Source organism: Paenibacillus sp. FW104-T2, assembly GCF_058789975.1.
In genome coordinates, this window is record NZ_JBYTCE010000009.1 from 28,608 (window position 1) to 45,600 (window position 16,993).

The 16,993-nt window shown below is 45.3% G+C and carries 17 protein-coding genes; 14 read left to right on the forward strand and 3 right to left on the reverse strand.

What is annotated here, in order from left to right:
• Positions 1-25: 25 nt before the first annotated feature.
• The 5 genes from thiO to AC3WQ3_RS13215 all read left to right on the forward strand — a co-directional run bounded on the left by thiO (position 26) and on the right by AC3WQ3_RS13215 (position 4,126).
• A complete protein-coding gene (gene thiO, locus AC3WQ3_RS13195; RefSeq protein ID WP_492472475.1) occupies positions 26-1,258 on the forward strand; it encodes a glycine oxidase ThiO in 1,233 nt (410 codons plus the stop codon).
• Positions 1,255-1,458: a sulfur carrier protein ThiS gene (gene thiS / locus AC3WQ3_RS13200; protein ID WP_336781977.1), complete on the forward strand. Its 204-nt coding sequence runs from the start codon at positions 1,255-1,257 to the stop codon at positions 1,456-1,458. Before thiO ends, thiS begins: the two co-directional genes overlap by 4 nt.
• 3 nt (positions 1,459-1,461) lie before the next feature.
• Entirely contained in the window at positions 1,462-2,229 is a 768-nt protein-coding gene (locus tag AC3WQ3_RS13205) for a thiazole synthase (protein WP_336781976.1), read from the forward strand.
• Positions 2,226-3,275 (forward strand): ThiF family adenylyltransferase, encoded by a 1,050-nt coding sequence (locus AC3WQ3_RS13210; RefSeq protein WP_430197232.1) that lies wholly within the window; start codon positions 2,226-2,228, stop codon positions 3,273-3,275. Before AC3WQ3_RS13205 ends, AC3WQ3_RS13210 begins: the two co-directional genes overlap by 4 nt.
• 158 nt (positions 3,276-3,433) lie before the next feature.
• Positions 3,434-4,126 (forward strand): winged helix-turn-helix domain-containing protein, encoded by a 693-nt coding sequence (locus AC3WQ3_RS13215; protein ID WP_492472476.1) that lies wholly within the window; start codon positions 3,434-3,436, stop codon positions 4,124-4,126.
• A 140-nt stretch (positions 4,127-4,266) separates the two neighbouring features.
• Here the strand turns inward: AC3WQ3_RS13215 and AC3WQ3_RS13220 are convergent, their stop codons facing one another.
• Together AC3WQ3_RS13220 and AC3WQ3_RS13225 are read right to left on the reverse strand one after the other, a co-directional pair.
• The gene (locus tag AC3WQ3_RS13220) at positions 4,267-4,767 is read right to left on the reverse strand and encodes a C40 family peptidase (RefSeq protein WP_095357394.1); all 501 of its coding nucleotides are present in this window, start codon (positions 4,765-4,767) and stop codon (positions 4,267-4,269) included.
• A 287-nt stretch (positions 4,768-5,054) separates the two neighbouring features.
• On the reverse strand, positions 5,055-5,696 hold the full coding sequence (locus AC3WQ3_RS13225) for a thiamine diphosphokinase (RefSeq protein ID WP_336781973.1): 642 nt from the start codon (positions 5,694-5,696) through the stop codon (positions 5,055-5,057).
• 168 nt (positions 5,697-5,864) lie between these two features.
• Between AC3WQ3_RS13225 and AC3WQ3_RS13230 the strand changes: the two genes are divergently transcribed.
• On the forward strand, positions 5,865-6,542 hold the full coding sequence (locus AC3WQ3_RS13230; RefSeq protein ID WP_492472571.1) for a trimeric intracellular cation channel family protein: 678 nt from the start codon (positions 5,865-5,867) through the stop codon (positions 6,540-6,542).
• 2 nt (positions 6,543-6,544) lie between these two features.
• Complete coding sequence (locus AC3WQ3_RS13235; protein WP_492472477.1) at positions 6,545-7,015, forward strand: low molecular weight protein-tyrosine-phosphatase; 471 nt, start codon at positions 6,545-6,547, stop codon at positions 7,013-7,015.
• A 144-nt stretch (positions 7,016-7,159) separates the two neighbouring features.
• Here the strand turns inward: AC3WQ3_RS13235 and AC3WQ3_RS13240 are convergent, their stop codons facing one another.
• Complete coding sequence (locus AC3WQ3_RS13240; protein WP_492472478.1) at positions 7,160-7,894, reverse strand: alpha/beta hydrolase; 735 nt, start codon at positions 7,892-7,894, stop codon at positions 7,160-7,162.
• A 255-nt stretch (positions 7,895-8,149) separates the two neighbouring features.
• Between AC3WQ3_RS13240 and pdhA the strand changes: the two genes are divergently transcribed.
• From pdhA to AC3WQ3_RS13275, 7 genes are all read left to right on the forward strand, one after another.
• Positions 8,150-9,217, forward strand: coding sequence for a pyruvate dehydrogenase (acetyl-transferring) E1 component subunit alpha (gene pdhA, locus AC3WQ3_RS13245; protein WP_095286477.1), 1,068 nt, complete (start codon positions 8,150-8,152; stop codon positions 9,215-9,217).
• Between the two features lie 105 nt (positions 9,218-9,322).
• Positions 9,323-10,300, forward strand: a complete 978-nt coding sequence (locus tag AC3WQ3_RS13250; protein ID WP_095286478.1) for an alpha-ketoacid dehydrogenase subunit beta — start codon at positions 9,323-9,325, stop codon at positions 10,298-10,300.
• 176 nt (positions 10,301-10,476) lie between these two features.
• Complete coding sequence (locus tag AC3WQ3_RS13255; RefSeq protein ID WP_095286479.1) at positions 10,477-11,796, forward strand: dihydrolipoamide acetyltransferase family protein; 1,320 nt, start codon at positions 10,477-10,479, stop codon at positions 11,794-11,796.
• A 3-nt stretch (positions 11,797-11,799) separates the two neighbouring features.
• The gene (gene lpdA, locus AC3WQ3_RS13260; RefSeq protein ID WP_095286480.1) at positions 11,800-13,215 is read left to right on the forward strand and encodes a dihydrolipoyl dehydrogenase; all 1,416 of its coding nucleotides are present in this window, start codon (positions 11,800-11,802) and stop codon (positions 13,213-13,215) included.
• Between the two features lie 274 nt (positions 13,216-13,489).
• Positions 13,490-14,284: a thymidylate synthase gene (gene thyA, locus AC3WQ3_RS13265; protein WP_492472479.1), complete on the forward strand. Its 795-nt coding sequence runs from the start codon at positions 13,490-13,492 to the stop codon at positions 14,282-14,284.
• A gap of 27 nt (positions 14,285-14,311) precedes the next feature.
• Entirely contained in the window at positions 14,312-14,800 is a 489-nt protein-coding gene (locus AC3WQ3_RS13270; protein WP_095286482.1) for a dihydrofolate reductase, read from the forward strand.
• A 638-nt stretch (positions 14,801-15,438) separates the two neighbouring features.
• Positions 15,439-16,926, forward strand: a complete 1,488-nt coding sequence (locus AC3WQ3_RS13275) for a glutamate synthase subunit beta (protein ID WP_492472480.1) — start codon at positions 15,439-15,441, stop codon at positions 16,924-16,926.
• Positions 16,927-16,993: the final 67 nt, after the last annotated feature.

The following is a 16,993-nucleotide window of genomic DNA, read 5'->3' on the forward strand; positions in this document are numbered from 1 at the left end:
AAGAATGAATAACGGAGGTGAATGAATGAACGGAGAAGCAAGAGGCCGAAGACGAAGTGGCAGCCTTTACCGAAATGGAGCAGCTTGTACGACCCAAATACGTGGAAATATTCGTGGCAAGCTTCATGCGGAAACTATTATTGTGGGAGGCGGCGTTATAGGTTGTGCCATCGCGTATGAGCTAGCTTCACGAGGTAAAGAAGTGATTTTAATCGAGCGTGTGCGTATTGCAAGTGAGACATCTTCTGCGGCAGCGGGCATGTTAGCTGCAGACAGCGAGACGTTTCATACTACTGTGATGTCAAAGCTAGCATATGAAAGTAGAAAACGACTGTATCAGCAAAAAGAACAGCTTGAACTACTAAGCGGCATTGAAATTGGCCTGCAGCAGAGTGGATTTATTACACCATTTCGGAATGAAGCCGAGATGAAAACGTATAGCGATTCGAGAAGAAGTACAGTTTTGCCTACAGAGCAAATGTGGTGGGATCATTCAAAGCTTCAACGTGAAGCCCCATGGATAAGCAAGGAAACTTTCGGGGCTCTATATAGGGCTTCAGAAAGTGAACTTCTCCCTGTCAATTTGGCACGTGCCTATGCGGGAGCAGCTCAAACAATGGGAGCTAAAGTAATCGAAGGTGTACACAATGTTAGTCTAACTGCGGATTCGAGTGGAATCCAGGGTGTGGAAACGTCGATTGGAAGATTAACGTGTAAACATGTGGTTATCACAGCTGGATTACAAGGTGGAGATATGTTGAAGCAGGTGGGTCTTAACCTGCCCACTCTTCCCGTAAAAGGTGAAATTGCAGCAATACAATTTCCGAAACATGATGCAGATTACAGACCTGACAAGACGGTTTATGCAGATAATGTATACATTGTCCCCAAAGCAAACGGCGAAGTTTGGATCGGAGCTACCAGTTTACCGGGACGCTCAGATCGAGAAGTTACTGTTGAAGGCATCCAAAAGCTGCTTGCATCCGCAGCAGGGTGGGTCCCTCGAATACAGCAAGCCCAGTTTATCCGTGCCTGGGCAGGGGTTCGACCATCAACCCCTGACGGTTTGCCTTATCTGGGAGCTTGTAAAAGCATACCCGGGTTATATACCGCGTTTGGACATTACAGAAACGGCATCTTACTGAGTGCAATTACCGGCAGCCTGATGGCTGATTTGATGGCTGGCCATTCTTCGGAGGAGCTTGGCATTGATGAATTGCGTCCAGAGCGTTTGAGCAGAAAGGAGATTATGCAGTGAACATCATCGTAAACGGGCAGAGCATGAACATTGACGACGATTTGAATCATGTGGATCAGTTGCTGCAATCCTTTAATTTGCAGGTGAAAACTGTGGTGGTTGAGTTAAATCGTCAGATTTTGATGAGGGAACACCATGCATCCACCGTATTAAGAGACGGAGACCGAATTGAGATCGTACATTTTGTGGGAGGCGGTTAAAACATGCTGAAGATAGGACACCATTCATTTCATTCTAGATTGTTGTTGGGTACGGGCAAATTTGACGATTTGGATGTACAGAGTCAAGCGGTAGAAGCGTCAGGAACCGAAGTGTTGACTTTTGCCGTTCGACGTTTGAACTTGGAAGATCGGGATAAACGCCACTTCCTGGATACACTCGATTTGAAGCGATTCACTTTACTCCCTAACACCGCGGGTGCTTCCACGGCAGAAGAGGCCGTCCGAATCGCTGAACTTGCCCGTGCCTCAGGACTTTGTGATATGATAAAAGTAGAAGTGATCGGAGATGGGATCACACTGCTGCCAGATCCGATCGAAACATACAAGGCCTGCGAGATCCTGTTGGAAAAAGGATTCATCGTACTGCCTTATATCTCGGATGATGTGATTTTAGCCAAACGGCTGCAGCTGCTTGGGGTTCATGCAGTCATGCCTGGAGCTTCACCGATCGGAGCAGGAAGAGGCATTATCAACCCGTACAACCTGGAAATTATAATGGAGCAAGCGGTTGTTCCTGTAATTGTGGATGCCGGATTGCGTTCCCCCAAAGATGCTGCATATGCCATGGAGCTGGGGGCGGATGGTGTGCTGTTGAATACGGCGGTATCCGGTTCGGGAGATCCGGTTAAAATGGCAAAAGCGATGCGAATGGGAGTTGAAGCGGGAAGACTTGCTTATGAAGCAGGCATGATACCCGTTAAGCGTTATGCGGCAGCCAGCAGTCCGGCGGAAGGAATGGTTCATACATGATAGAAGAAACAAATTCAACGGAGCAAAGTGATCGATATTCGAGACAGGAACGATACGCTCCGCTTGGCAAAGAAGGTCAGCGCAGACTGAACAACAGCAGGGTTGTTATCGTGGGTGCCGGTGCACTGGGAACCGGCATTGCAGAGACGCTCGCCAGGTCAGGTATTGGACACATTACCATTGCGGACCGGGACTATGTGGAATGGAGCAACCTGCAGCGACAGCAGCTCTATGTTGAACAGGATGCAGTTCAGCGAATGCCAAAAGCGATGGCAGCCGAAAAACGCCTGCTCGATATCAACTCCTCGGTTGTCATTGAAGGCAAGGTGATGGATGTCCGTGCAGACGAGCTGGAGGATCTCATTCAAAATGCAGATCTTATCATGGATGCCACGGATAATTTTGATACAAGGCTGCTGATTAATGACATGTCCCAGAAATACCGCATTCCCTGGATTTATGGAGGGTGTGTGGGAAGTTATGGTATCACGTATACGTTCCTGCCCGGGGATACCCCTTGTCTGAACTGTTTACTTGGCGAGGTACCGCTCGGTGGAGATACTTGCGATACATCGGGGATTATACCCCAGGCTGTGCAGATGGTAACGGCGAACCAGACAGCAGAAGCGATGAAGCTGCTTAGCGGTAATGAAGGTGCGCTGCGGCGTAAGCTGTTGTCGTTTGATGTATGGCGGAATGAGTACATATCCATTAATGTGGATGGTGCCAAAAAAGCAGATTGTCCTTCCTGCGGAAATACCGCTTCCTATCCATACCTTTCCGCTGCAAATCTGGAGAAAACGGATGTGTTATGCGGTAGGGATACAGTTCAGATTCGTCCTTCTCGCTCGATGAAGCTGAATCTTCAAGATACGGCTGAGCGTCTGAGGAGACTTGATGAAGGACCCGTTGAAGTCAATCCGTTCCTGATCTCTTTTACGACAGGGGTGCATCGATTGGTTATTTTTCAGGATGGACGTGTTCTGGTTCATGGCACAAAAGATACTGCAGAAGCTCGAACACTCGTACATCGATATTTTGGCTAAATGATTAAATTCAACAGTCTGTTCCCTATAGGGGAATGGACTTTTTCGTTTTACGGCATGCTAAGCAAACAATAGGTTGCTGTACTCCAGGTGGAAATGATAAGCGAACTGGTCATTTAACACCTTGACAGCGGTTGAGACAGGCCGGGTGAAACGAAATGAAAACGTCCATTTTACTTATTGGTGCCAAAGACCGAACGAACTCGATTAAGGAAGTGTTGTGTACCGAGAGTTACTCCGTTTTTGATATTAAATGGGAAGAACTGTATCAGGAACAGGACGCCCAGCTGGAAACCTGCAGCATGATAATTGGCGTAGTGGATGAGGAGCATGACAATTCAATTGTCGAGGAACTGCAATGGCTAATGGAGTATAAGGAAGGCGTCGTTCCTATTATCGTGATTACACCACAGGCAACCCCGGAACAGATCGTCGCTTGGCTTGATCAAGGCGCAAATGATGTCATTGTTGAACCGTTTCAGTGGAAGATCGTGATGGCGAGAATTCGAAATTTACTCCGAGTCTTCTCGAATGCAGCCCGAACGGATGAGGAGGTCATCGTTGTGCATGATCTTAAAGTGAATCTGCGTTCACGCAGGGTAAGCCGTTCAGGGGAATACCTCATGTTGACACCAAAGGAATATGAACTGCTGGAATTTTTGGCCAGGCATGTGAATGAGGCGTGTACGCGGAGTGCAATTCTAAGGGAAGTGTGGGGGTATGATTTTGCGATGGATACCAATGTAGTTGACGTATATATTAAACATTTGCGTGTTAAGGTTGATAAAGGGAGAGATATTAAACTGATCCATACCGTACGCGGCATCGGCTACATGCTTCATACCAGTTAATGAATGACTCCCAGCATCAATATGACCTTAAGTTACCAAAATACGCCTGTTTGTAATCCTGAGAAATCCGGGTAAATATAAAAGGACCGGATCCAAGATCCGGTCCCAACTGCCTGTCTATAGTAGAAGTTAGAGTATAACTACAGTACGCGGCGAGCTTTAATATATGTTCTTTTCCAAGTACCGGAATTCAGATCCGAGATGGTTACACCAGGAGAGCCGTAAGTGTGCAGAATTTTGCCATTGCCAGCGTATACTCCTACGTGAGTAATGTTTGAACCTGTGGAACGACTTCCGCTCGAGAAGAATACCAGATCTCCTACACGCAGGTTAGCCTTCGATACAGCCTTACCTTCTTTGGATTGTTTAACAGACGTACGTGGCAAATCTACACCATACTTCTTAAAGATATATTTCATAAAAGAAGAGCAGTCAAAATTTTTCGTAGTGGACGTTGACGCGCCAAATTTATATGGTGTTCCCGTAAATTTTTTGCCGTAGTTTACAATTTGTTGTCCAGTAGATACGGATGCAGTTGCTGCTTGTGCAACAGGTGCATTTGTCATTAATACAGCTCCAAAACCTAATGTAGCGCACAACCCGACGGTTACGGCCTTTTGGACTAAGATGTTTGTTTTCATGTTGTTTGTTACCTCCAAAATTCGTTTTCGTTAAGTTGCTAAAGCGAGTATAACAGGTTTGTAACAGCCTAGAAATTGGATACACCGCTATAATCCCTTGTACAGCCTAGCTTTGGGTTTCTTTATTAAAAAATAATTAAAAATGTCAAAAAATTAATCGTTGACTTATATGTTTGGACAGAAAACTAGAAAAGACCCTTGATAATCAAGGGTCTTTTCTAGTTATGATCTTATAATCCGTACATTTTACAGGTTACAAAAACGTAATAACTATCGTGGATATAGGTTTAATCTTTGCTCTGTATGATAAGTAATAATCCACTGTCTATGGATACAGTTCCTGATGCTCCAAGGAGTTTATTACTTATCCCCAAAGATTGTCCCATCCGTATGGTAGCTTGATCAAGAGGATACAGGAAGCCATCTAATGTAATACCCGTAACTTCTGGCGTGAGGGGGAGTAAGGAAATGTATTCATATCCCCGGTCCTCCACCTCTAATTTTGATGTTGTCAGCATCATATAGTTGTGTTCGTCCTGAATGGTACAGACGATATGATGCTGCATGGCACGAACCATAATATGTACATTGGCCAAGGTGTGGTCCAGTCTAGTGCCTGTAGCTCCAAGCATCAGGATATGGGTGGGTTCGTGGTCTAGTGCCGTCTCAAAGGCCATTTCAGTGTCTGTCCAATCTTTTGCGATAGGATCAACCGTGATCATGCGCTCACTGTTTTCACGCACCATTTGCCATTGCTGCTCTGTAATGGAGTCGAAATCTCCAACTGCTATATGAGGCTTTACGCCATGTTCAATTAAATACAGTGCTCCGCGATCGGCTGCGATAACCATATCATCCTGTCTAATTTCTTTGAGAAATTGAGGAGAGAGAGCCCCGCCTGTAAAAATCACAATGCGTTTCGTAGTCATTCCATTCATCCTTTCTATTAATGTAGAACGTATAACATCATTTCACAGTATTCGCGAATGCTCTCAGTATAAAACACAAAATGTGGTTGCACAATTTCAGTCCTCGCGGATACAATGGGTAGAGCGACATGGAGATGACTTGAAAAGTGAGGTTTGAACAGGTTGGACTTGCACATTTTTGAAGTGTTCAGCATTATAGGCACCGTTGCTTTTGCAATGTCTGGTGCTTTCGTAGCGATGGAAGAGGAATATGACATCTTGGGCGTGCTCGTATTGGGGCTGGTGACCGCCTTCGGTGGCGGGGTTGTTCGTAACGTACTGATTGGGGTGCCTGTTACTACGCTATGGAGTCAGGGTGGACTAATTATGCTAGCACTGGTATCTGTTGCTGTAGCCTTCTTGCTTCCGCTGAAGTGGATCGGTCACTGGAAGAGAACAGAAGCGCTATTTGATGCAATCGGACTGGCGGCGTTTGCCATCCAGGGTGGACTGTATGCTGCTAATATGGGACATCCCATCAGCGCGGTAATCGTTGCTGCAGTACTGACGGGGATCGGTGGAGGAATTATTCGTGATTTGCTTGCAGGCCGCAAGCCACTTGTCCTTCGCGACGAGATCTATGCGGTATGGGCCATGACAGCCGGATTTGTTATAGGTATGGGATGGTTTACCTCGAATGCGGGACTGTTGATATGTTTTGCAGCAGTTGTATTTTTCCGGATGTGTTCTGTACATTATAAATGGAAGCTTCCTCGCCGTTCCTTGGTAAGCGCAGAAGCAGTTCCATCACAGTCATCACAGTCATCACAGTCAGCGCTTAAGCGTACGTTAAGCAAGGGGGAGTAATCATGATTCGTGTTTTGTTTGTTTGTCTTGGTAACATATGTCGATCACCTATGGCAGAGGCGGTATTGCGTCACAAGATAGAGGAAAGAGGACTTCAGCACCTGATTCAGGTGGATTCGGCTGGCACAGGAGATTGGCATATTGGCAAGCCTCCGCATGAAGGAACGCGCAAGCTGCTGGATTCGTACCAAATTTCCTATGACAACATGGCTGCTAGGCAATTCGGAAGTGCTGACTTTGACCAATTTGACTATATCGTCTGCATGGATGATTCCAATGTTGCCAATGTGCGTAAGATAACTGGCGGAGCAGAGGCTGATATTATGAAATTTATGGATCTTCTGCCAAATGAATCCCTTCGGGAAGTGCCCGATCCATACTTTACAGGTAACTTTGAAGAAGTGTACAAGCTGGTAGAAGCGGGTTGCAATGTACTTTTGGAGCAAATTCAAAAAGATCATTCTCTTGCCTAATCCTAAGAAGTACAGGATTTGTTTCAACAAAGAGGTTATAGACAAGCAGGGGATTCCTGCTTTTTTTAAGTAGATAATTGTAAGCGTTATCAAATAAAGAGAAAAAAATAGCGGCCAGTACAGCCGCTTATAATATGAAGCACACTAGTTCTCTTGCAAGAAATACAACAAGGCTTCAGGCAGTTCCTTTTGCCAAAATCCCCATTGATGATGACCATCCTTTTCCCGATATGAGACGTGAGCACCGCGTTTTTCCAGCAAATCACGTGTGTCCCTGTTTAGCTGAACAAAATCATAAATGCCGGTATCCGCCTCAAAGGCAGTTTCCTGTAAACCGACGATCATCCAGATGGAAAGCCAGGACAAGTCTTCTTTCGCTGCATAGATTTCCTGGGAGGCAGAATAGAAGGCTCCAGACATGCTGATCACCCGTGTGAACAGATCCGGATAGAGCAGGGCCAGATGCAATGAAACACTGCCACCAAGGGAATCGCCAGCGAGAACGCGTTCCTGTGGAGAGCGTCTTACCGGATATTTCTCTTCAATAAAGGGAATAATCTCTTCAGCAAAGCATGAGGTATATGCTTTGAATCGATTACCGAATGGAGCATATTCCTGGGTTCGAACGGAGACATCAACCTGAACACCTACAATAATGAAAGGTTCAGCACCTTCATCCAGAATAATGCGGTTGGCAGTCGTAGCAATACGACCAAAGTTGAAGAATTCTTCGCCGTCCTGACAATAAACGACAGGGTAGCTGAGTAATTCGTTATAGCCTGGTGGGAGATAAATTCGAAGTGTGCGCTTTTCTCCAAGATAGCGGCTATCGATTTCTTCCTTAACAATCGTACGTTTCAAATAGCGGGAATCCGTCATAAAACGTCACCTTTCTCGGTTTATTTTTGCATTCGTCCGCGCAATACGGTAAGATTAACCTGGTGCGGGGATAGGTCAAACACGCAATCATGTATTATGCTGTTATACCAATATTAAGCCCCTGTTATACATACAATCCGGAAGGAAACATAAAAAAATTACGGATATCTTTGACGTATGCAGTGAAACAGGTGTATAATAATATTATAACAGCGGAACTTGATATTCAAATTTTTTGTTGAGGTGAAGAAAAAAATGAGCAAGGTTCCTTATGAAGTGTATACGGAGGATGTAGAAGCTCTGTCCGTGCTGTCTCCTGACGGCGAAATTGTAAACAAAGACATGATGCCTAAACTTTCCGACGATCAATTAAAAGAAATTATGTACCGCATGGTATTTACCCGTACTTGGGATGACCGTGCAGTAAACCTGGGCCGTCAAGGTCGTCTTGGTTTCTATGCTCCAGTATCTGGACAAGAAGCAACAATGGTTGGTAGTGAGTTTGCACTTGAGAAAGAAGACTTTATTGCTCCAGGCTATCGCGATATTCCGCAACTCGTGTGGCACGGACTTCCTCTTTATCAAGCATTCTTGTACTCCCGTGGACACCAACATGGTGGACAAATTCCTGATGGCGTTAACGTATTGATGCCGCAAATCATCATTGGTGCACAAATTCTGCACGCAATGGGTATTGCTATGGGTTATAAACTGAAGAAACAAAAGCAAGTTGTTATTACGTACACAGGTGATGGCGGTTCTTCTGAAGGTGACTTCTATGAAGGTCTGAACTACGCTGGTGTATACAAATTGCCAGTTATCTTCTTCGTACAAAACAATGGTTATGCCATCACAACTCCTTTTGCTAAACAAACAGCAGCTCTGTCCATCGCTCACAAAGCGGTAGCAGCAGGTATCAAAGGTGTTAAAGTTGACGGTATGGACATCTTCGCTGTTATCAAAGCGGTTCAGGAAGCTGCTGAACGTGGACGTAACGGAGAAGGCGCTACATTGATCGAAGCGGTAACTTACCGTTTCCGTCCTCACTCCCTTTCTGACGATGCTTCCAAATATCGTACTAAAGAAGAAGAGGCTGAATGGAGCGAAAAAGATCCAATCGCACGTTTCGCTAAGTATCTGGAGAAAAAAGGTCTTTGGACTGAAGAAGATACAGCTCGTGTGAAAGAAGAAGCAAAAGCTAAAGTAAATGAAGAGATCAAAAAAGCGGAAAAAACCGAGAAAATGACGATTTCAGGCTTGATCGACAGCATGTTCGAACAAACGCCTAAGCACTTGGAAGAGCAAAAAGCTGATTTCCAATAAGTTTTTTCCGATAAAGCATAAACATCCGGCGCCGGCTCTGGTGTCTCGGTATACATGTATGAATTCAAATGTGAACTGTCAATGTTTAAGGAGGAAATGAAGCAAATGGCACAATTGAACATGAAAGAAGCAATCCGTGATGCGCTTCGCGTTGAGTTGAAACGTGATCCTAACGTTCTGCTTTTCGGTGAAGACGTAGGTAATGTAGGCGGCGTTTTCCGTGTAACGGAAGGTCTGCAAAAAGAGTTTGGCGAAGAGCGTGTATTTGATACTCCGCTGGCTGAGTCCGCTATTGGTGGTTTGGCTGTAGGTTTGGGTATTCAAGGCTTCCGTCCGGTAGCTGAAATCCAATTCGTAGGTTTCATCTTCGAAGCACTTGACCAAATGGTAGTGCAGGCTGCTCGTATGCGTTTCCGCTCCGGCGGAAAATACAATTCTCCAATCGTATTCCGTACACCATTCGGTGGCGGTGTAAAAGCGGCAGAATTGCATACAGATTCTCTGGAAGGTTTGCTCACGCAAACTCCGGGTATTAAAGTAGTAGTTCCTTCTAACCCTTACGATGCAAAAGGTCTGATGATCGCTTCCATCCGCGACAACGATCCTGTATTCTTCATGGAGCACTTGAACCTGTACCACGCTTTCCGTGCAGAAGTGCCTGAAGAAGACTACGTTGTTGAACTGGGTAAAGCAAACGTTGTTCGTGAAGGTTCCGACGTTACGATCATCACTTACGGTATGATGGTTCATACTTCCGTTAAAGCAGCGGAAGAGCTTGAAAAACAAGGAATCAAAGTTGAAGTCATCGACCTTCGTACGATCAGCCCGATCGACATCGATACTGTTGTTGCTTCCATTAAGAAAACAAATCGTGCAATTGTTGTACAAGAAGCTCAAAAGAGCGCAGGTGTTGCAGCTGAAGTCATTGCCCAAATCAATGAAAAAGCGATTCTTCACCTGGAAGCTCCGGTTCTGCGTGTAGCTGGTCCGGACACTGTATATCCATTTGCACAAATTGAAGATACATGGCTGCCTAACCCAGCACGTATTGTTGCTGCGGTTAACAAAGTCGTAAATTTCTAATTTGATCATCTGACATGCCGCAAGGCGCAGTATGGTGATTCACATCGCAGCACAGGCTGCACTGTAAACAGCCATTAGCCCCTTGATTGACAGTTATTTGCATTAGCGGTAACAGTTAGTTCTTGGAGCTAAGGGTTGTTTTCAGGATTGAGCACATAATCAAGGAGGTTTTTCAGTTGGCTAAATTTGAATACAAATTCCCTGAACTAGGCGAAGGCCTTCACGAAGGCGAAATCATCAAGATGCACATCAAAGTCGGGGACAAAGTAACTGACGACGATATCATCATGGAAGTACAAAACGACAAAGCGGTAGTAGAAGTACCTTGTCCGGTTAACGGAACAGTTACTGAAGTATTCGCTAAAGACGGTCAAATCTGTCACGTTGGTGAAGTAGTTGCTGTTATCGATGCAGAAGGCGAACTGCCTGAGCAAGACGACGCTCCTGCTGGCGACCAAGGTGCACAAGAGAAAGACGCAGCTCAAGGCGGAGCTGACACTAGTGGTTCTTCTGCAGCAGCTTCCAGCTCGGATGCAGCTCAAGAAGGCGGCAACAACAGCGTTCCGGCAGTACCTGCCAAGGACGTTCTGGCAACTCCAAGCGTGCGCAAATTTGCTCGTGAGCAAGGTGTAGACATCGCTCAGGTTAACGGCACTGGAAACAACGGTAAAGTAACCAAAGAAGATGTTGAATCCTTCAAAAATGGTGGTGGCCAATCCGCAGCAGCTTCCGCAGCTCCTGCTCAAGAAGAGAAAAAATCCGCAGCACCAGCAGCGGCAGCAGCTGACCAACGCCTTGAAGAAGAGCGCGTACCATTCAAAGGTATCCGTAAAGCAATCTCCAATGCTATGGTTAAATCGGCTTACACTGCACCTCACGTTACAATCATGGACGAAGTGGACGTAACCGAGTTGGTTGCTTTCCGTACTCGCATGAAACCAATCGCAGAGAAAAAAGGAACGAAAGTTACTTATCTGCCGTTCATCGTTAAAGCATTGGTTGCAGCTTCCCGTCAATTCCCTGCTCTGAATGCAATGATTGATGAAGAAGCTAACGAAATTGTTTACAAAAAATACTACAACATCGGTATCGCAACAGATACAGATAACGGCTTGATCGTTCCTGTTATCAAAGATGCTGATCGCAAATCCATCTGGATGATCGCTGATTCCATTCGTGATCTGGCAGCTCGTGGCCGTGATGGCAAATTGAGCGCTAACGAAATGAAAGGAAGCACAATTTCCATCAGTAACATCGGTTCTGCTGGCGGTATGTTCTTCACTCCGATCATCAACTTCCCTGAAGTTGCAATCCTCGGAACTGGACGTATCAGCGAAAAAGCGGTTATCAAAGACGGCGAAGTTGTTGCAGCTCCTGTAATGGCTCTTTCCTTGAGCTTTGACCACCGTATCATCGATGGCGCAACAGCACAAAACTTTATGAACTACATTAAACAGCTGCTCGCTAACCCTGAGCTGCTTGTTATGGAGGTGTAAGATATGGTAGTAGGCGACGCTTCTCTCAATATCGACACATTAGTAATTGGTGCGGGTCCTGGCGGCTATGTAGCTGCCATCCGCGCTGCTCAACTAGGCCAAAGCGTATTGATTGTAGACAAATCCGAGCTTGGTGGCGTTTGTTTGAACCGTGGATGTATCCCATCCAAAGCCCTGATCTCTGCTGCACACCAATATGAAAATGCACTTCACGGTGAAGCATTCGGTATTTCTGCTGAAAACGTAAAAGTGGACTTCGGCAAAACTCAAGAATTCAAAAACGGCGTTGTTAAGAAAATGACTGGCGGCGTAGCTGGTTTGCTTAAAGGCAACAAAGTTGAAGTTTTCAACGGTGAGTGCATGTTCATCAACGAAAACGAAGCGCGTGTATTCAACGATCACGAATCTCCGCGTTACAAATTCAAAAATGCAATCATTGCAACAGGTTCCCGTCCAATCGAACTGAAGCCTTTCCCATTCGGCGGACGCATTCTGTCTTCGACAGAAGCATTGAACCTGCCTGAAGTACCGAAAAGCCTGATCGTTATCGGTGGCGGTTATATCGGTGCTGAGCTTGGTCAAATGTACTCCAAATTCGGTGCTAAAGTAACGATCATCGAAGGTTTGGATACTGTACTGCCAGGATTCGATAAAGACATGACTAGCCTTGTGGCTAAAAACATGAAGAAAACAGGCATCGAAATCGTAACGGGTGCAAAAGCTGAAAGTGCTGAGCAAACGGACAAAGATGTAACTGTTAAATATTCCGTAAATGGTGAGTCCAAAGAAGTAACTGCAGACTACCTGCTTGTTACTGTTGGACGTCGTCCAAACACGGATGGTGAGCTTGGTTTGGACCTGATCGGTGTTGACGTTGACGAGCGTGGATTCGTTAAAGTTGACCACCAAGGCCGCACTAGCATTCCTCACATCTTCGCAATCGGTGATATCGTATCCGGTTTGGCACTTGCCCACAAAGCTTCTTATGAAGGTAAAGTGGCTGCTGAAGCAATCGCAGGACAACCATCTGTAGTTGACTACAAATGTATGCCAGCTGTTGTATTTACAGATCCAGAGTGCTCCAGCGTAGGTTACACTGAAAAAGAAGCCAAAGAAAAAGGCTACAAAGTTAAAGCAGGTAAATTCCCTTATGCGGGTAACGGCCGTGCAGTATCTTTGAACCATGCTGAAGGCTTCGTGAAAATCGTAGCTGACGAAGAAAGCGGCCTTGTACTTGGTTGCCAAATCGTTGGTCTGGAAGCTTCCAACCTGATTGCTGAGCTTGGTCTTGCAATCGAAATGGGTGCTACTCTGGAAGATCTGGCTCTGACTATTCACGCTCACCCAACTTTGGGCGAAATCGTGATGGAAGCTGCGGAACTGGTTATGGGTCACCCGATCCACATCATTTCCCGCTAATATCGTCTAAGCTTCGGACTCGTCCGGCATCATACGTAAATCAAGAGGTGAATAGCGCTAACGCGTTATTCGCCTCTTTTTTTTGAGTGTAGAAGGCTTCCGTAGAGTTATATCATGTACATTGTGTTGTAAACATGGGCAAAATTGAATGTGTTTTCAACTCTTTTTCCATCGTGCACAGTGTGATAAACTGTTAAGATGATCAGTCACGATGGTACTCAGACCAATCTGGAACTGAGTGGCAACATATATAGAGATGCGAGGGGAAATCAACTTGAAAAACTATCTCGATTTATTACAAGATATATTGCATAACGGTGTTCATAAAGGGGATCGTACCGGAACGGGCACACAATCGGTGTTTGGCAGACAGCTTCGTTATAATCTGTCCGAAGGCTTTCCGCTTGTAACCACGAAGCGAATCCATCTTAAATCCGTCATTCATGAACTTTTATGGTTCTTAAGTGGGGATACGAATATTGCCTATCTGAAAGAAAACGGAGTGAAAATCTGGGACGATTGGGCAGACGAGAATGGTGATCTAGGCCCGGTTTACGGTTCGCAGTGGAGAACATGGGAAGCACCAAATGGGGAGAAAATTGATCAGATTTCAGCAGTTATCGATTCGATTAAAAATAACCCGGATTCACGCCGGCATCTGGTAAGTGCATGGAACGTGGCAGAGATTAACAACATGAAGCTTCCGCCTTGTCATTTTGCGTTTCAATTTTACGTGGCGGAGGGTAAATTATCCTGTATGCTTACGATGCGCTCCGTGGATACGTTCCTGGGGTTGCCATTTAATATTGCCAGCTACGCGTTACTGACACATATGATTGCCCAGCAGTGTGACCTTGAAGTGGGAGATTTCATCTGGTCGGGTGGCGATGTACACATTTATTCAAATCATGTGGAGCAAGTGAAAACACAGCTCGAGCGTGAGCCATTCGCGCTGCCTAAGTTGATCATTAAACGTAAGCCGGATTCGATTTTTGATTATAAGTTTGAGGATTTTGAGTTTGAGAACTATCAGCATCATCCGGGGATCAAAGCTCCAATTGCGGTATAAGCAGACTCGAAGAAGGAGTGTAGCATTTTGAGTATTGAACTTGTGTGGGCTATGGGTGAAAATGGTGTTATTGGCTTGAATAACTCCATTCCATGGCGATTGCCCAAAGATATGGCTTTTTTTAAGCGTCGTACGTTAAATAAAACGATTATTATGGGTCGCAATACATGGGAATCCTTTGGTGGTAAGCCGCTCCCGCAGCGCCGGAATATTGTGGTCACCAGAGATCTGAACTACAAGGTAGAGCAGGCAGAAGTGGTGCATTCCATTGAAGAAGGTTTGGAGGCTACCAAAGGAGAGGAATTATGTGTAATCGGTGGCTCACAGGTATACCGTGAGTTCCTCCCGCTGGCGGACCGATTAGTGGTTACCAGGATCCATGAGGAATTTGAGGGAGATACCTTTTTCCCGGATGTGGATTGGTCCGAATGGGAGCTGAAGGAGCAGATTGAGGGCGAGCAGGATGAGAAAAATGTGTACGCCTATACGTTTGAGTTTTATGAACGCAAACGCTGAAGCTAACCTGTAAGAGTTGATAATTCATTAGAAATTTGATGTGTGGAAATGAAAAATAGAAAAGGCGCTGATTGACGAAATATACGTGAATAGCGTCTTTTTTTTATTATTTTTAAAAATGTAGGTTGCCCTCTGCCATGATTTGCGGTTTACACGAATATAACATTTGTAACCATGAGAAATTGGAGCTCAAAATTAAGCTTTTCAACATAATTGGTAAAAAAGTATAAAAGTTATGGGCATTTACCGTTGTAAAGCCCTAAATTCGAGTGAATATTCGGAATTGGGAGGTGTGTAGGGTTGAATTGCTTGATTTTAATGGCAAATTAGCTCACATTTACATGACGCTCTTTTTGTTTTTCGACATAATAAACGTTAGATCAGACTTTTGATCATTATTTTCAGCTCCAAAATAAGGGTATTGACCACAGGTAAACCTGACGATATGATGTATAAAATACAAATAATTATGCGGATAATCCATTTAATATTCAGTTGTCGAAATGCTACTATAATTGAAATATCTTTGAGAAGTTTTTGTGATACAATAGACAAAAAACTCAGCATGAGTAATCCATTTCATATAGAACCATGCCAATGAAAGGATTAAGACGAGAACGGATGGGGGAAAACGTAAGATGTCTACACCTACTGGATTTATGGAATACAAACGGCAGCTGCCTGCGGACAGGGAGCCGGCTGAGCGGATTAAGGATTGGGAAGAGTTTCATAAACATATGGCTGAAGAAGAGCTCAGAACACAAGGTGCACGATGCATGGATTGTGGTACCCCGTATTGCCATACAGGTATAGATATGATTGGCGGAACGTCGGGCTGTCCTGTGCATAACCTGATTCCGGAATGGAATAATCTTGTATATCGCGGATTGTGGAGAGAAGCGCTGGATCGTCTGCACAAAACAAATAATTTTCCGGAGTTTACAGGTCGTGTCTGTCCAGCTCCATGTGAAGGGTCTTGTACCGTTGGCCTGATCGGCCAGCCGGTTACCATCAAAACGATTGAAGAAGCTATTATCGAAAAAGGATTCGAAGAAGGCTGGGTGGTTCCCCAACCTCCGGAGAAACGCACAGGTAAGCGTGTAGCGGTCGTTGGTTCTGGCCCTGCAGGTCTTGCAACGGCAGCTCAGTTGAACAAAGCAGGCCATACGGTAACTGTATATGAGCGTTCGGACCGTGTCGGTGGTTTGCTGATGTATGGTATTCCTACAATGAAACTGGACAAAAAAGTGGTGCAGCGTCGTGTGGATCTGCTTGAAGCGGAAGGCGTTCAGTTCGTGACAAACACCGAGATTGGCAAGGATATTCCTGCTCAGCAATTGGTGGACGAGTATGATGCAGTCGTGCTGTGTGGTGGCGCTACGAAGCCGCGGGAGTTCAATATTGAAGGAAGCGACTTGAAAGGCGTACATTACGCGATGGACTTCCTGAATGGCAGTATCAAAAGTTACCTGGATTCCAACCTGGAGGACGGAAACTACATTTCTGCAAAAGATAAAGACGTTATCGTTATTGGTGGTGGAGATACTGGTTCGGACTGTGTGGCTACATCGCTCCGTCACGGTTGTCGTACCGTAACTCAATTTGGTACACATACCCAAGCACCAATGGAACGTGATCGTATTAACAACCCTTGGCCGCAATTCCCTAACGTTTATACATTGGACTATGCACAAGAGGAAGCCAAAGCATTGTTCGGGCAAGATCCGCGTGAATTCTCCATCATGACAACCAAATTTGTTGGAGATGAAGAGGGCAACCTCAAAGAGCTGCATACGATTCAAATCGAGCGTATTGTCGATGAAACAGGTCGTAAGATCTACCAGCCAATCTCTGGAACAGAGCGCGTTTTCCCGGCACAAATGGCAATGATCGCGATCGGGTTTGATGGTCCGGAGCAAACGCTGGTTGAACAGCTGGGACTTGCGACAGATCGTCGGACCAATGTTAAAGCTCGCTACGGCAAATACAATACCAATGTGGATAAAGTATTCGCTGCAGGTGACATGCGTCGCGGACAAAGTCTGGTTGTGTGGGCAATCAATGAAGGACGCGAAGCCGCTCGTGAGGTAGACAAATACCTGATGGGTGCCACCGTTCTTGCTTAATTTGTAATAAGCAATAATTTCATAAATTATATCGGAATAAAAGATGTGATACAAAAAACAACTCTCG

Coding starts and splice junctions, on each gene's coding strand:
- pdhA (WP_095286477.1), top strand. CDS start 8,150: ATGAGCAAGGTTCCTTATGAAGTGTATACGGAGGATGTAGAAGCTCTG.
- AC3WQ3_RS13240 (WP_492472478.1), bottom strand. CDS start 7,894: ATGACGGATTCCCGCTATTTGAAACGTACGATTGTTAAGGAAGAAATC.
- AC3WQ3_RS13235 (WP_492472477.1), top strand. CDS start 6,545: ATGATTCGTGTTTTGTTTGTTTGTCTTGGTAACATATGTCGATCACCT.
- AC3WQ3_RS13250 (WP_095286478.1), top strand. CDS start 9,323: ATGGCACAATTGAACATGAAAGAAGCAATCCGTGATGCGCTTCGCGTT.
- lpdA (WP_095286480.1), top strand. CDS start 11,800: ATGGTAGTAGGCGACGCTTCTCTCAATATCGACACATTAGTAATTGGT.
- AC3WQ3_RS13275 (WP_492472480.1), top strand. CDS start 15,439: ATGTCTACACCTACTGGATTTATGGAATACAAACGGCAGCTGCCTGCG.
- AC3WQ3_RS13205 (WP_336781976.1), top strand. CDS start 1,462: ATGCTGAAGATAGGACACCATTCATTTCATTCTAGATTGTTGTTGGGT.
- AC3WQ3_RS13215 (WP_492472476.1), top strand. CDS start 3,434: ATGAAAACGTCCATTTTACTTATTGGTGCCAAAGACCGAACGAACTCG.
- AC3WQ3_RS13225 (WP_336781973.1), bottom strand. CDS start 5,696: ATGACTACGAAACGCATTGTGATTTTTACAGGCGGGGCTCTCTCTCCT.
- thiO (WP_492472475.1), top strand. CDS start 26: ATGAACGGAGAAGCAAGAGGCCGAAGACGAAGTGGCAGCCTTTACCGA.
- AC3WQ3_RS13210 (WP_430197232.1), top strand. CDS start 2,226: ATGATAGAAGAAACAAATTCAACGGAGCAAAGTGATCGATATTCGAGA.
- AC3WQ3_RS13220 (WP_095357394.1), bottom strand. CDS start 4,767: ATGAAAACAAACATCTTAGTCCAAAAGGCCGTAACCGTCGGGTTGTGC.